The sequence below is a fragment of the Abyssibacter profundi genome, from assembly GCF_003151135.1.
Classification (GTDB): Bacteria; Pseudomonadota; Gammaproteobacteria; order Nevskiales; family OUC007; genus Abyssibacter; species Abyssibacter profundi.
On record NZ_QEQK01000006.1, the window covers coordinates 218,140 to 231,169 of the forward strand.

Here is a 13,030-nt window from a genome sequence, read left to right on the forward strand (position 1 = left end):
GGCATCTGTCGCGGTCGGGTGGGTGCCCTGTCGCTGCGTTAGGCTGTGCGTTTAATGGGAGAGCGTGTCGTGAAGCAGTGGTTGGCGGCGGTTGCGGTGATCGGGGCCCTTCACGCGCCTGCTGCGCTGGGCGGCGAGCGCGAGGTGCTGGCGGACTTGCTTGACCGCATTCTTGCGGCGGCCGACCAACGCGTCATGCACGAAACGTTTTGGGCCGAGGGTCTGGTCTACACCAGCTCCTCGGGCCAGCGCTTTGGCAAGGCGGAGATTCTGGCCGGCTTTGACCCGCCTGCGGACAATGCCGATTCGCCACCTGCGGCGGTTCGGTATGCCGCCGAGTCGGTGCAAATTCAGCTCCTCGAGGGCGCCGCTGTTATCACGTTTCGCCTGACGGCTGATCAGGGCGGGGAACGGATCGGCGAGTACTTCAATACCGGCGTGTTCCGCCTCCAGCAGGACGGCTGGAAGGCCGTGACCTGGCAGGCGACGCGAATTCCTTAGCCGGTGAGCGGTTTCTCCCAGAACAGCGCATGCCCCGCGCTGGGGTCGAGCGCGTAACCCTTGAATCCCCAGCGCGTATAGGCGGCCTGGGCGACGTGGTTGTGGCTTAGCACTTCCAGCGTGAGCTTACAGGCGCCGCGCGCTCGCGCTTCCTGCTCAATCGCGGCCAGCAGGGCCTGGCTGATGCCGCGGCCTCGATGGTCTGGCCGTACGGCAAGGTCATGGATATTCACGACCGGGCGGGCGGCGAACGTGGAAAAGCCCTCGAAGCAGTTGCTAAAGCCAACGGCCTCACCATCGACCCAGGCCAGCAGCGTGAACGCGTCTTGTCGTTTGGCCAGCTCCGGAACCACACGGTCCAGCACGTCGGCTGCCAACGTCTTGCCGCCACCCATGGGGTCTGCGGCATAGGCCGCCAGCAGATCGCGAATGGCCTGGGCATGGATGGGGTCGCGGTAGTCCGCTTGATTCACGATTAGGTTCATAAGCTGAGATCTTCGAACAGCGATGCGCCCGTGGCCAGTCGATAGGCGATGAGGGCAGTGAGCAAACGGTACCCGGCGGTAGCAGCCTGTGCGCGCTGCCGGGCGTAGGCGGCTTCGGCGTCGAGGACTTCATCGACGGTCGCCCGACCGGCCTCGTAACGGGCGACGCGGACCTGGCGACTGGCCTCGCTGGCGGTGACACCCGATTGCGCCAGTTCCGCCAGGCTGATGGCCGTGCGGATCGACGCCTGGGCCTCGGCCACCTCAACCCGGATCGCGGCCTGCAGTTGTCCGATGTCTGCGTCCAGGGCGCTGCGTTGTGACTCGGCGGCCTGGCGCTGTGCCTGGATCCGGCCGCTGGTAAAGGGCTGCCACTGTAGGTTGAGGCCGACGCGAACGTCCTCCTCCGGGGTGAACGGGTTGCCCTGGCTGCGAATGACGCTGACCGCCGCGCCCAGCGTCGGCCAGGCACTGGCGCGCTCGGCATTGGCCAGCAGGTGTTGGCCCTCGCGTTGCAGGCGCAGGGCCTGCAGGTCGCGGCGCTGTGCGAAGACCTTGGCCCAATCAGGCGTCGGGATGGGCCCTGCGGCGTGGTCGGGCGGGCGGGCATCCTGCGGCTGGATCGGGCGGCCGGCTAGCCGTATCAGGTCCTGCTGCAGCACGGTTTGATTGGCTTCGATTTCAACCAGTTGCTGGCGAGCTTCCGTGACGGCGACATCGATATCGAGGACATCGGCCTGCAGCGCTCGGCCTGCGGCGGACTGGTTGCGGACCCGCGCCGCGCGCAGTTGCAGGCTGTCCTGCAGCGCCAGGATGGCTTGCCGCTGGGCCTCCAGTGCTAGCCAGTCCAGGTAGCGGCGGGCCGCCGCGGCAGCTTGCACCCGTTGTTGGCGCAGGACCTGCTGGTGCTGTGCCTGGGCCACACGCTGGGACGCCGGTGCGCCATAGGCCTGATTCGACAGGTCCAGCAGGGGCTGGCGCAGGCTGAGCGTGGCCTCGTAAACGTCGCGGTCGCCCAGTGTGAACGCGCCCGCCGGCGTGTCGATCGTGGAGAGTTGGTCGCGGTGCGCGGCCTGGGCCTGTAAGTCCAGGCTGGGGGCCCAGCTGCCTCGCCAGGCGGCCCTGGCCGTGGCGTCTGCGGCCTGGGCACGCCAGCGTGCAGCCTGGACCCTCGTGTTTTCGGCCGCCGCCTGCATGGTGGCGGTCAGGCTCGTCGGCGCGGCGACGGCGAGGGGGCTGGATGCGCCTGCCAGCAGGCTGGCAAGCAGGAGAGCGGAACTACGCATGGGCGGCCTCCGATTTCAGCCAAAGCGAGCAGGTGGCAGGGACGACGAACAGCGTCAGAAACGCCGAGGCGGCCAGGCCCGAGATGATGGCCCAGGCCATGGGTGGCCACAGCCTGGTGCCGGAGAATGCCAGCGGCAGCAGGCCAGCAATGGTTGTTGCGGTGGTCAGCAGAATCGGACGTGTGCGTCGCTCGACCGCGGCTCGGACGGCGGCTGCAAGCGGTTCACCACGATCCAGTTGCTGATCGATGACATCGATGAGCACGATGGCGTTGTTCACCACGATGCCGACCAGGGCGATGATGCCCAGCAGGGGCTGAAACCCGAACGGCGAATCGGTGAGAACCAGCCCCGGGATAACCCCCACGGCGGCCAGCGGCACCGTCATCATGACGATGGCCACCCGCTTGAAGCTGTTGAACTGCAACAGCAGGAAGAACAGCAGCAGCATCAGGCCGAATGGTGCAGTTGTTAGCAGCGCGGCATTGGCCTCCCCACTGGTTTCGCTTTCGCCGCCGTAGGCGATTTCCACGCCGGCGGGCAGGTTCAGCTTAGCCAGCTTGGGGCGGAGTGCATCGAGCACCTCGGTGTACACGAACGCCGGGTCCAGTTCGGACGACACCGTGGCCAGGCGGCGTCCGTCACGATGCCGGATAGCGGCCGGCTGCCACTGCACATGGCTTTGCACCAGCGCGCTGAGGGGAATCGGGCCGGCGGCCGGAGAGTAGACATTGACTCCGGCCAGCTGCGCCAGGGGGTAGCGCTCGCCGTCGGCGGACCGTAGCCGGATCGGCACCGGCTCATCACCGGCACGGTACGAGCCGACGGTTAGACCGGTCGACCGGCCCAGCAGCGCCTGGGCAACATCGGCGCGGCTCAGGCCGTAGTCCGAGGCGACGGCGCTGAGAATCTCGAAGCTGACGCTGGGAACACCGAGCCCCAGGTCGTGGCGGGCGTCGACCACGCCAGGAATGGATTTGATCGCGGCGTAGACCTGCTGCGTGGCGACGGCCAGAGGCTTGGGGTCGGGATGGAACACCCGGACCTCGATGGGTGCGTTAATCGGCGGTCCCTGGGCCAGCTGCTTGGCGATGAGTTCGACTTCCGGCAGCCTGGCCAGGGCGAATGCCCGGATGCGTTCGATGACGCGCAGATTGCCATCCAGACCCGAGGTCTCGACCACCAGCCGCCCCCGGCGCGGGTCGCGAGAGGCATTGGGAACGTTGTAATAAAACCGCGGGCCGCTGTCGCCGACGAAGCCGTGCACTGCCTGCACGTCGGGGTCGGCGCGCAAGGCCTCTTCCAGCACCGTGGCAATGCTGAGCGTGTGGGGCAGTGCGGTGCCCTCGGGCAGGGTGAAATCCACGACGATCTGATTGCGATCGGCATTCGGAAAGAACTGCGCATCGACCCAGCGCGCCATGAAGAACGACAAACCGACGAGTAGCGCACCGAACAGGAACACCCGGCCTGGTCGGCGGGTGGCCAGGCCACCCGCCAGGCGCCCCATGGCTTCGGGCCACTGCCCACGTGTCAAAACGGTGCTGCGAGGCCGGAGAAATCGGGCGGCGATAATGGGCGTGACAGTCATGGCGGCGAGGTAGCTCATCGCCAGCGCGGTCATGATGGTCACGGGAATGGCGCGGGTGAAATCTCCGGTGCCGCCCTTGGCCAGCAGCATGGGCACAAAAGCGGCGAGCGTGGTGCCGGTGGCGGCACCCAACGGGCCGATCAACTCGCGCACGGATTGGGCCGCGGCCTCCTGGCGTGTCGCCCCCTGATTCAGCCGCCACTGGATGTTCTCCACGATGACAATGGCATTGTCGATCAGGATGCCCAGCGCAATGATCAAGCCGATGACCGCGATTTGGTGCAGCACCTGGCCGTTCATGGCGTAGATGGCGACGGTGACGGCCGTGACCAGCGGTAGCACCACCGAAACGACCAGACTCAGTCGCAGACCCATGAAGCTGAACAGCACCACGAGAATGATGACCATCGCCAGCGCAAGGTCGGTGCTCAGGTCACGAAGCCGCTGATGCACACGATCCGGCTGAAAGAACACCTCGTCGACTCGCAGGTTGGCAAAGGCGGGGTTGGCGTCCTGTAGCCGCGGCGTGAGTTCGTCCAACAGCGTTCGGAGCTGTTCGCCGAAACGGACCTGATTCGTCGCGTCTGGAACGGTGACGATGTCAACGCCAACGGCACGCTGGCCGTTGAAGTAAAACTGGCTTTGCGCTGGCTCGGCCGGACCGCGCCAGACGCGCGCAAAACTGCCGAGCGGCAGCAGGTCGCCACCGGGCAGGCGAATAGGCGTATTGCGGATCTCCTCCAGCGACAGAAATTCGCTTTGCGGCCGGAGCACGACCGTGGTGTCGTCGACCCGCAGCGTACCGCCCGGAATGATCTGGTTGCTCGCGCCCATCTGGCTGGCGAGCGAGCCTGGAGACAGACCCATACGCCAGGCCGTCGCCTCGTCAATTGCGATGGTGAGCTGCTCGCCGGGGTCGCCGATCAGGTCAATGGACTGGATATTGGGCAAGGCCAGCAGCCGGTGGCGGATGAGTTCGGCGGCGTCGGCCAACACCATCGGATCATCGTCGCCTGTTACGGCCAGCACCACGGTGGAGGTGGCGATCAGCTCGTCATCCAGCGTGGGGGCGGCGGCCTCCGGCGGAAATTTGAGGGCGGCGCGATCCATGGCCTGTCGGACTCGCTCCCAGGCGCTTTGCGTGTCGTAGATGGCGTCCCGGAGTTCCACGGTGATTAGCGCCACGTTGGTTCGCGTGGTCGATCTCACCGTATTCACCGATTCGACCTGTTGAATCTCTTCCTCGAGGTGTCGGACCACCAGGCGTTCGATGCGCTCGGGGTCGGCACCCGGGAAGGGCACGGTGATCAGTCCGGCCCGGTTTGGGAAAAACGGATCTTCCTGGCGGTTCATGGTGCTAAACGCCAGCGCGCCACTGACTGCAAGCAGTACGGCGACGGTAAGAATAAGGCGTTGTTGTTCCAGCACCAGGGCAGCAAAACGATGCATGACGTCGGCCTCTCTAGCGCAGGACGTTGACGGTCTGACCGTCGACCAGTCGTGTCAGCCCGGCGGTGATGACCGAGTCACCGGCCTGCAGGTCGCCGCTGACCACGATGCGTTCTCCAAGCAGGTCGCCCACCCGAACCCGGACGCGCTCGGCGCGACCGTCGGTGAGTCGGTAGACGTGCGGTTCGTGGCTGCCGGGATCGATCACAGCACGCAGCGGGACCGTGAGTTCGTGGTCCCGGGCCACCGGGATGATGACCTCTGCCGTTAATCCGGCGCGTAGCGATGCGCCCGGCACACTGACGACCATCGGAAACAGACGCCCCGCGCCAGCGGCCGCTGTGGCCACCTCCACGATGCGCCCATTGACGGTCTGATCCAGCAGAGGGAAGTGGACTGGAATCAATTCACCCAGCTGCCGCGCCATGATCAGCGATTCCGGTAACACGATTTCAACTTCCAACTGCGGCCCCGTGCCCGCAGCCGCCAGCACGGGTGTGCCGGCAGGGATGAACTCACCGGGGTCTGCATAGCTGCGGGTGACGGTGCCGGCGAACGGGGCCGTCAGCTGCGCTTCAGCAAGGAGTTGTTCGGCCTCGAGTTGCTGCGCGCGCGCTGCGGCTTCGCCGGCCTTGAGCGCGGCCAGCGCAGAGCGGACCTGCTCCATCTCCTCAAGGGTGGCGGCATTTTGATCACGCAGTGCCTGGACACGTGTCAGATCGCGTTCCGCCTGCAGGCGTTGCTGGCGAAGCTGTTCCACGCGCTGTCTGGCGGCATCGACCGTCGGTTGCAGGCGAGGGTTGTCCAGCGTGGCCAGGGTCTCACCGCGGGCAAAGCTTTGTCCGATGTCGAGTCGGCTGGCGAGCCGGCCCGCGGTCTGAAAGGCCAGATCACCGCCGTCGCTGGCCTGTGTGGTGCCCGGAAACGCAAGCTGGCTGGCGTTGGGAGCAACCGTGACAGTCGCGATGCGGACCCGTTCCACGGATGCTGCTGGTGAGGAATCAACCGGAGCCGGCGATCCACAGCCGGCCAGGCTCAGCGTGAGAACGGCGACCAGGCGGGGAAACAACGGATGGGAGACTGCAAGGGTGGGGCGGGCCATCAGGGACTTCCGGCGGCGGAGGGTGTGAGCACTATACGCCTTTAAGTAAGCACTGCAAACATGTGAGGGTGCGGTGTAAACTTCTGTGCTACATTGCGCCGCATGAAAGATGCTCAGGGCACGGATTCCACCCGCCAGCGCTGCCTGGATCAGGCGTTGAACTTGTTGCTGCAAGGCAGCGTGGAATCGCTCAGCCTGCGTGCGGTCGCCCGCGCTGCGGGATTGTCGGCCACGGCCCCTTATCGCCACTTCGAGAGCAAGGAGGCGATGCTGGCCGAGCTGGCCACAAGAGGGTTCCGCGAGTTTGAGATGGCGTTGCGTTCAGCATCTCCCGGCGGCGTGCATTTGATGACCCTCGACTCGTTCTGCGAGATGGGCATTTGCTACGTGCAATTTGCACAGGCGCAGCCGGCTTATTACCAGCTGATGTTCGGCACCAGTATTGCCGATCCATCGGCATACCCGGCGCTGGACGAAGCGGCTCAGGCAGCGTTTTCAGTGCTCTTGCAGAGCATTGAAGTATTGCAGCGGGTGGGGGAGATCCGGCCGGCGCCCGCCCATCCCATCGCCGCGCATGTCTGGTCGGTTTGTCATGGCTTCAGCGCCTTGCTGGCAGCTGGCAAGTTCAGCAAGGTGGATGGGCTGGTCGGTGAAGACTGGCAGTCTGGATTTCAGGCGCAAATGGACATTTTGCTGGACGGATTACGTCCAGCGCCGTAAACCGTTTAGGCGGTGGCCAGGGAGGCAGTGATGGAAGACGGCGTGGTGCAGCGTCAGCGTTTCGAACATCGCGGTTTTCAGCTGTCCTATCTGGACTCAGCGCCTGATCAGCCTGATCGCCCGGTCGTGTTGCTGTTGCATGGGTTTCCCGATGAGGCTGCGATGTGGCTTCCGGTCATCGAGCGGCTACACAGCGCCGGCTACCGCTGTCTTGCGCCGGACACCCTGGGTTGCGGCGCCTCGCAGCTGGGGACACGGTCCCGCGACTATCACGCCCGGCTGATCGCAGACGATCATGCGGCGTTGCTCGCGGCACTGAACATTCGGCAGGCCGATGTCGTCGGCCACGACTGGGGCGCCGCGCTGGCCTGGCTGATCGCGGGCCATCACCCGGACCGGGTGAGACGGCTGGTCCCGATATCGGTGGGTCATCCCACAGCCTATGCACGGGCCGAGTTCCGCCAGAAGCAGATCGGCTGGTACACCTTGTTCTTCCAGCTGCCCGGCCTGTCCGAACGGTTGTTGTTGGGGGAGGGCCGATTCAGTCTGCGGCGGGTGTTTGCCAGCCACCCTGATATGGACACCGTCATGCAGCGAATGCGTGCCGAGCCAGCGCGTTTGACGGCTGCGGTCAGCATTTACCGGGCGTCGTTGTTCGATGTGTTGTTTCGCACGCAACCGCCGGTGTCCTGTGACACCCTGGGCATCTACAGCACGGGCGATCGGTTTCTGGTGGCGTCGCAGATGCGCAGCTCAGCGCGTTGGGTCCGTGGTCAATGGCGGTATGAACAATGGCCGGGTGGCCACTGGATTCCGTTGGAGCAGCCCGCTCGGCTTAGCAAGGCCGTGCTGGAATTTCTGGCTTAGCGCGCAGCCATCTGCTCGACGTTTGCGCCTAGGCGCATCTCGACCTGGCGCATGCACTGGGCAAGCGCTCGCCAGTCGTTACGGTTGGGTCGGATGCCGAATCCCAATTTGGAGACGCGGTCGCGGCCGGCATCGGTGAGTTGCACGCGGTCGTCATCCGTATCGCCCACCGGTTCGATTGCATGGGCCGCAATGAGATGATCCAGTGCCGTTTCCAGGTCCGATTGCCGTAGCGGCACACGCAGGGCAACCCGGCGTAATAGATCGACGGCTGACAGCGGCGCATGCTTGGAGAACAGCCGCTCTCGAAACGCGCGCAAGATGGCTGCTTCGGCCACCAGGATGAATTCGGGGGCGTGCTCGCCACGCCGCTCGGTGGATTCGCCTACCTTGGCATGATTGTCCAAGCCCTGTTTCCGCCGTCCGTGAAGTTGCGGTAAAGCTACCGCGCTCAATGTAAAGGACTCGTGAAAGAGGCGCTGATTGACTCGCAGCATCAAGACGGAGCCTGTTTTCACGCTGTAACTTGGCGGCGCCAGTCAATCCGTGCATTCCCAAATGCGTGGCGAAGGCCTGGGCAGGCCACCACGTCGCGAACGGTGTCGACCATCGCCCGGTGCGACGTTGAGCGCCTAGTTGCCGACGGTGGACTTGATCAACCCCCGCACCAGCGTGAGTTCCCGGTCGAGTGCCGGCTGCAACCGGGTCCAGCGCGAGGGCAGTGACTCGCTGGACAGCTCCAACTCTTCACAGATGCCGCGCAGGCGGATGGCCTGCACGTTGCCGCAAATGCCTTTGAGCTTGTGGGCCTCTCGTGCGAAGGCTCGATCATCCCCCGTTTGGGCGTGGTGTTCCATGCCGGCTCGAGCCTCGCTCGATGAGCTCAGAAACAGCCTGCAGATTTCCTGGACCACGCTGGCATCGCCTAGCAGCTCTTGCAGCGCGACCAGATCGCAGGCGGGTTGTTGGTTCAATGGTTGGCTCGCTGGGCGGCGGCGCGGCTCAAAGCCTGCTGGATGTCGGCGCGCGAAAAGGGCTTGGCCACAAAATCGTCCATGCCAGCCTCGGTGCAGCGCTGGCGATCCGTGTCGAAGGCGTTGGCGGTGAGCGCCACGATATAGGGTTGGGGTGAGGGGCAGCGTTCACGAATCATTCGGGTGGCCTCGGTGCCATCAAGCTCGGGAAGTTGAACGTCCATCATGATGATGTCGAATGGTTGAGCGCATGCCATGTTCACGCCCATCAGCCCGTTGTCGGCGACTTCGACCTGCAGTTCGAACTGTTCGAGCACACGCTTGAGGATCAGCACGTTGACGGGCTGATCCTCGACCACAAGCACCCGGCTGAGCGTCTGAAAGGCATTGGCGTGGTCGTCTGCCTCAGGGCCGGTGTCGGGTGTGCGCTTGACGGGCCGCCACGGCAGAGTGAGCTCGAAGTGAAAGCAACTTCCGTTGTTCAGGCTAGACGTGACCTTCAGTTCACTCCCCATCAGGTGCAGGAGCTGCGCCGAGATTGACAGGCCCAGGCCGGTCCCGGTTGCGCGACGCGTGGCCGAGCCGTCGACTTGGATAAAGGGTTGAAAAAGCCTCGCCTGGGCTGCGGCATCCATGCCAATGCCGGTGTCGATGACTTTGAACGCCACGTGGAGGTGGTCCTGGCTGCGGTGGGTGACCGAGGCCGACAACCTGACGTGCCCCCGGTCGGTGAATTTCACCGCGTTGCTCAGAAGGTTGGAAATGATCTGACGCAGGCGATGCGTATCGATGTCGACACGGACCGGGTCCAGGTCATCAGCGATATCGGCTTCCAGCGCCAGATGCTTGTCAGTGGCCCGCTGCCGGAACAAGGCAAGCGTGGCATTGAGTTCCTTGGGCAGGCTGGCCGGCCGGGGCTCCAGGGTGAGCTGGCCGGCCTCGACCTTGGCGAGGTCCAGGATGTCGTCCACCAGCTGTTTCAGATTGAGCCCACCACTGTGAAGCAGTCGCGCCCATTCCCGTTGCTCTTCACCGAGTGGGCTCGACCGCAGCAGTTCGGAGATGCCCAACAAGGCCTGCAGCGGCGTGCGAATCTCATGGCTGACAGTCGCAAGAAATTCCCGCTGCGCACGTGAAGCAGCCTCGGCCCGCTCCAATGCGGCCTGCAGTTCTCGGGTCCGAGCCTCGACCAGTTGGTCCAGGCGCTCGGTTTGTGCTCTTAGCGCCTGGTTGGCTGCGTAAAGCTCGTGGCTCTTGTCCTCGAGCAGCGACTCGGCAAGTTTGCGGGCTTGCCGCTCACGTTCGGCGCGCCGGGCTAGGCGTGATGGGTCCGCTAGCTCTGGCATCGGATGTGAAATGCCACGGCATCATCCGCTTGAGGCCTGCGCTCAATGTCCGCGACTTGTTCGAAGTGTTCCAGGCAGCCCTCGATGAGGCCGTGGGCCAGCGTCGACATCTGGCGAGGGGAGCGGTAGACCATCTCAAGCTCGCCCGGCCCCAATCGCTTGGACTGAAAGCGCGGTAGCTGGGCGTCGGGGTACAGCTTTAGCACTTCCGCGTGAACCACGCGTTCGACATCCTCGAGCAAGTCCAGCCCGCTATCGAAGCGGTTGACCAGATGCGGATAGAGGACAACGAATCGACTGAAGAGGTGGCGTCCGTAGACCTGCTGTAACTCTTCGGGGCTCATGCCCGTCAATTCGGACAGCGCGACGACCAGTGACACGATTTCCGCGTGATCATAGGTGCCAACGGCGGTGTATGCGCCGCCCGATGGCAAGTTGGCGTTTTCGATCATCTGGTCGGCAATATCGGGAGAGAACACCGACTCAACCATTTCGACCAATTCTGTGAAGACGACACCTTTCATCTGGATCCCTTGGTGAAGCAGCCGATTGCATGCCCTCGGACCACAGGTGCCGACAACCCGCAGCCGTCCCGATTCGTCACGCTACTGGAACTGAAGGTGAAGTCCTGGTGCGGCGGCCCCGACCGAGTGCGTCACTGTATCGTCTTACGTGCGATTGAAATGTGAAACCTCCACATCTAGGAGCCCCATTGGCGCAGGCCTCGCAGGTCCAGGCGTGCCGGGCGGAGCGCATTGACGTCAAAGCGCACATCGCCCAGATAGACTCGCGTGTAGCGATTCGGCGTCGCGACATTGCGGATGGTCCATTGATGGACGACCAGCCGACCGTCCTCCACCGATCGGTGGTTGAGGTCTGCTTTGAGCTGTTTGCTCAGTCGGCCTTCCGGCCCATACAGGTCAAGCTGCACGGGCAGGCAGGTGTTGGCATCAATGCGTCCCACCAAACGGGAGTAGGTGCTGGCACGACCATGTGCCGGATGCATTTCCAGCACGTAGAGCCGTCGACCCGCTTCCACCACATCTTCACCGCGAGCAACCACGGCCTTTGGAATTAATCCGACCACTTCCTGGAGCTCATGCAGGCTCACATCGGTGGCCCAAAACGTTTCGTTGCGCAGATCAGCAGGCACTGCACGTGCTGAGGACCAATGCGGCTGCATCATATGCAGGGCGGCCCCGAACGGGTCTTGTCGCAACAACAGCCGCTGGCCAGCCGCCGGGTGGGGGGCGGCAGCGCGTGTCATCAGTGCCAGCCGCCCTTGGTCCCCCAGTTCGCCAACGACGTCCAGTACAACGCGTTCGCGAAGTTCGTCATCTTCGTAGGCCTCCAGGCCCACCTGCAACGAGAACGCCTGTTCCGGGACATTGGCGGTCATGCACTGGACAATCTCTTCAGCAGACTCCAGAGATGCGGTAGCCGATGCCGTCCAGGCCAGCGAGACCACTGCGATCAACGTCGCTGAAAGACCGGTCGTTTTTTGAGTCAGTCGCATCATGAGAGGTCTCCCGCGGGGTCCGACACGCTGGTCTGGTTCATGGCCTCGACCTCTGGCGTGGCGACGGTCGGCGCGGTTGCTAGGACGCCCCAGGACATCGCGCTGAGCAGGGCGAAGGCCAAGAGCAGAGAGCCCGGCCCGAACACGTCGGTCGTGTTGAGTGGCGTGCTGGTTCGACGGAGCCAGCGGCTGGCCGCCAGCGCGTCGGTTGCCGGGGAAATGCGTGCTGTTTGCTGCGTGGCCTGCTCAGTCGGAGACATGTGAAACCCTTGATTCGTTTGCGGACAGAGGCAATGGAATCAAAACTCGGGCCAACATTAAAAACATAATAAAAACAATAGAATAAGAGAATTTCTGATCGTTATCAATTAAGTCTGTCTCTGCGCGGCCGATAAGTGATTGATTTCATCTGCACCGGCGCGACCATACAAGCAGCTTAAAGTCTGTCTGATATTTTTCTTAACTGGGCCATCAGCCACTTAACCGGGAGCAAATAATTCCTGGCAACCCCGAGTCCTAAAGCGTAAATGCGGCCCCATGCCGCTTGAGCCATTCCACTCGTTCTCGATAATCCGGAAGCACTTTGTCCACCTCGTTCCAGAACGCCTCAGTGTGCTCGCGCACATCTTGGATTCAAGAATCAAGTGCAACATGATTGAGATAATCCGCCGTTGCTTGGTCGAAAAGCTCCTGCGGGGTCTGAAAGTCAAAACGTTTTCTTGGCCGGGTGTTCAGCAGCCACGCGACGTCGTTTAGGCGGACCTGGCTCACACCTGACAGGTCGGTGCCCTTCGGGAAGTACTGCCGGAGTAAGCCGTTGATGTTCTCGTTGCTCCCTCGCTGCCACGGGGCGTGCGGATCTGCAAAGTAGATGGCCATCTTCAGGTGCTTGCTCATCAGCGGATGCTCTGCCATCTCCGAGCCCCGGTCGTAGGTCATCGACAGCCGGAGGAAGCGGTCGATCTTCTTGAGCTGCCGTTCAAAGCCCTCTCGGACGGCTGAAGCGCTCTTGTTCTCCATCTTGCACAGCACCAGAAAGCCGGTCTTACGCTCAACCAGCGTGCCAATACAGGACTGATTCAGCTGGCCGATGATCAGGTCGCCTTCCCAGTGGCCTGGAAATTCTCGACCTTCGATTTCGGCTGGTCGCTGATGGATCGTCTGATGATCCGGCACTTGAATCGCCGAGC

General features: G+C 63.5%; 15 protein-coding genes. 3 read left to right on the top strand and 12 right to left on the bottom strand.

Annotation, left to right across the window (positions count from 1 at the left end; translation table 11 throughout):
• Positions 1–69 precede the first annotated feature (69 nt).
• A complete protein-coding gene (locus tag DEH80_RS08660) occupies positions 70–501 on the top strand; it encodes a nuclear transport factor 2 family protein (RefSeq protein ID WP_165831381.1) in 432 nt (143 codons plus the stop codon).
• On the opposite strand, the gene DEH80_RS08665 is transcribed toward DEH80_RS08660, so the two are convergent.
• The 4 genes from DEH80_RS08665 to DEH80_RS08680 are packed head-to-tail and all read right to left on the bottom strand — an operon-like array spanning position 498 to position 6,414.
• On the bottom strand, positions 498–986 hold the full coding sequence (locus tag DEH80_RS08665) for a GNAT family N-acetyltransferase (protein WP_109720094.1): 489 nt from the start codon (positions 984–986) through the stop codon (positions 498–500). The genes DEH80_RS08660 and DEH80_RS08665 overlap by 4 nt on opposite strands.
• A complete protein-coding gene (locus DEH80_RS08670; RefSeq protein WP_109720095.1) occupies positions 983–2,272 on the bottom strand; it encodes a TolC family protein in 1,290 nt (429 codons plus the stop codon). The genes DEH80_RS08665 and DEH80_RS08670 overlap by 4 nt, the downstream gene beginning before the upstream one ends.
• Complete coding sequence (locus DEH80_RS08675; RefSeq protein WP_109720096.1) at positions 2,265–5,312, bottom strand: efflux RND transporter permease subunit; 3,048 nt, start codon at positions 5,310–5,312, stop codon at positions 2,265–2,267. The genes DEH80_RS08670 and DEH80_RS08675 overlap by 8 nt, the downstream gene beginning before the upstream one ends.
• A gap of 13 nt (positions 5,313–5,325) precedes the next feature.
• Complete coding sequence (locus DEH80_RS08680) at positions 5,326–6,414, bottom strand: efflux RND transporter periplasmic adaptor subunit (RefSeq protein ID WP_109720097.1); 1,089 nt, start codon at positions 6,412–6,414, stop codon at positions 5,326–5,328.
• A 102-nt stretch (positions 6,415–6,516) separates the two neighbouring features.
• On the opposite strand from DEH80_RS08680, the gene DEH80_RS08685 reads away from it, so the two are divergent.
• The gene (locus tag DEH80_RS08685; RefSeq protein WP_109720098.1) at positions 6,517–7,134 is read left to right on the top strand and encodes a TetR/AcrR family transcriptional regulator; all 618 of its coding nucleotides are present in this window, start codon (positions 6,517–6,519) and stop codon (positions 7,132–7,134) included.
• A 30-nt stretch (positions 7,135–7,164) separates the two neighbouring features.
• Positions 7,165–8,001 (top strand): alpha/beta fold hydrolase, encoded by an 837-nt coding sequence (locus DEH80_RS08690; RefSeq protein WP_109720099.1) that lies wholly within the window; start codon positions 7,165–7,167, stop codon positions 7,999–8,001.
• On the opposite strand, the gene DEH80_RS08695 is transcribed toward DEH80_RS08690, so the two are convergent.
• The 8 genes from DEH80_RS08695 to DEH80_RS08730 form a co-directional block, all read right to left on the bottom strand.
• A complete protein-coding gene (locus DEH80_RS08695; RefSeq protein WP_109720100.1) occupies positions 7,998–8,408 on the bottom strand; it encodes a hypothetical protein in 411 nt (136 codons plus the stop codon). The two genes, DEH80_RS08690 and DEH80_RS08695, sit on opposite strands and share 4 nt — an antisense overlap.
• A gap of 225 nt (positions 8,409–8,633) precedes the next feature.
• Entirely contained in the window at positions 8,634–8,975 is a 342-nt protein-coding gene (locus DEH80_RS08700) for an Hpt domain-containing protein (RefSeq protein WP_165831382.1), read from the bottom strand.
• Positions 8,972–10,321, bottom strand: a complete 1,350-nt coding sequence (locus tag DEH80_RS08705; RefSeq protein WP_109720102.1) for a response regulator — start codon at positions 10,319–10,321, stop codon at positions 8,972–8,974. Before DEH80_RS08705 ends, DEH80_RS08700 begins: the two co-directional genes overlap by 4 nt.
• Positions 10,309–10,845, bottom strand: coding sequence for a heme NO-binding domain-containing protein (locus tag DEH80_RS08710; protein WP_109720103.1), 537 nt, complete (start codon positions 10,843–10,845; stop codon positions 10,309–10,311). Before DEH80_RS08710 ends, DEH80_RS08705 begins: the two co-directional genes overlap by 13 nt.
• Positions 10,846–11,021: 176 nt before the next feature.
• The gene (locus DEH80_RS08715; RefSeq protein ID WP_109720104.1) at positions 11,022–11,840 is read right to left on the bottom strand and encodes an outer membrane lipoprotein-sorting protein; all 819 of its coding nucleotides are present in this window, start codon (positions 11,838–11,840) and stop codon (positions 11,022–11,024) included.
• Positions 11,837–12,100 carry a hypothetical protein gene (locus DEH80_RS08720; RefSeq protein WP_109720105.1) on the bottom strand — a complete coding sequence of 88 codons (264 nt, stop codon included), beginning with the start codon at positions 12,098–12,100 and terminating at the stop codon, positions 11,837–11,839. The genes DEH80_RS08715 and DEH80_RS08720 overlap by 4 nt, the downstream gene beginning before the upstream one ends.
• A gap of 256 nt (positions 12,101–12,356) precedes the next feature.
• A complete protein-coding gene (locus DEH80_RS17750; protein ID WP_207774542.1) occupies positions 12,357–12,464 on the bottom strand; it encodes a YgjP-like metallopeptidase domain-containing protein in 108 nt (35 codons plus the stop codon).
• Between the two features lie 9 nt (positions 12,465–12,473).
• On the bottom strand, positions 12,474–13,030 hold a 557-nt coding region (locus tag DEH80_RS08730; protein WP_133249181.1), incomplete at its 5' end, for an IS30 family transposase.

Excerpts from the sequence above, each read along its gene's own strand:
- DEH80_RS08705 (WP_109720102.1), bottom strand. The coding sequence starts at position 10,321 with ATGCCAGAGCTAGCGGACCCATCACGCCTAGCCCGGCGCGCCGAACGT.
- DEH80_RS08680 (WP_109720097.1), bottom strand. The coding sequence starts at position 6,414 with ATGGCCCGCCCCACCCTTGCAGTCTCCCATCCGTTGTTTCCCCGCCTG.
- DEH80_RS08710 (WP_109720103.1), bottom strand. The coding sequence starts at position 10,845 with ATGAAAGGTGTCGTCTTCACAGAATTGGTCGAAATGGTTGAGTCGGTG.
- DEH80_RS08690 (WP_109720099.1), top strand. The coding sequence starts at position 7,165 with ATGGAAGACGGCGTGGTGCAGCGTCAGCGTTTCGAACATCGCGGTTTT.
- DEH80_RS08670 (WP_109720095.1), bottom strand. The coding sequence starts at position 2,272 with ATGCGTAGTTCCGCTCTCCTGCTTGCCAGCCTGCTGGCAGGCGCATCC.
- DEH80_RS08720 (WP_109720105.1), bottom strand. The coding sequence starts at position 12,100 with ATGTCTCCGACTGAGCAGGCCACGCAGCAAACAGCACGCATTTCCCCG.
- DEH80_RS08715 (WP_109720104.1), bottom strand. The coding sequence starts at position 11,840 with ATGATGCGACTGACTCAAAAAACGACCGGTCTTTCAGCGACGTTGATC.
- DEH80_RS08665 (WP_109720094.1), bottom strand. The coding sequence starts at position 986 with ATGAACCTAATCGTGAATCAAGCGGACTACCGCGACCCCATCCATGCC.
- DEH80_RS08675 (WP_109720096.1), bottom strand. The coding sequence starts at position 5,312 with ATGCATCGTTTTGCTGCCCTGGTGCTGGAACAACAACGCCTTATTCTT.
- DEH80_RS08685 (WP_109720098.1), top strand. The coding sequence starts at position 6,517 with ATGAAAGATGCTCAGGGCACGGATTCCACCCGCCAGCGCTGCCTGGAT.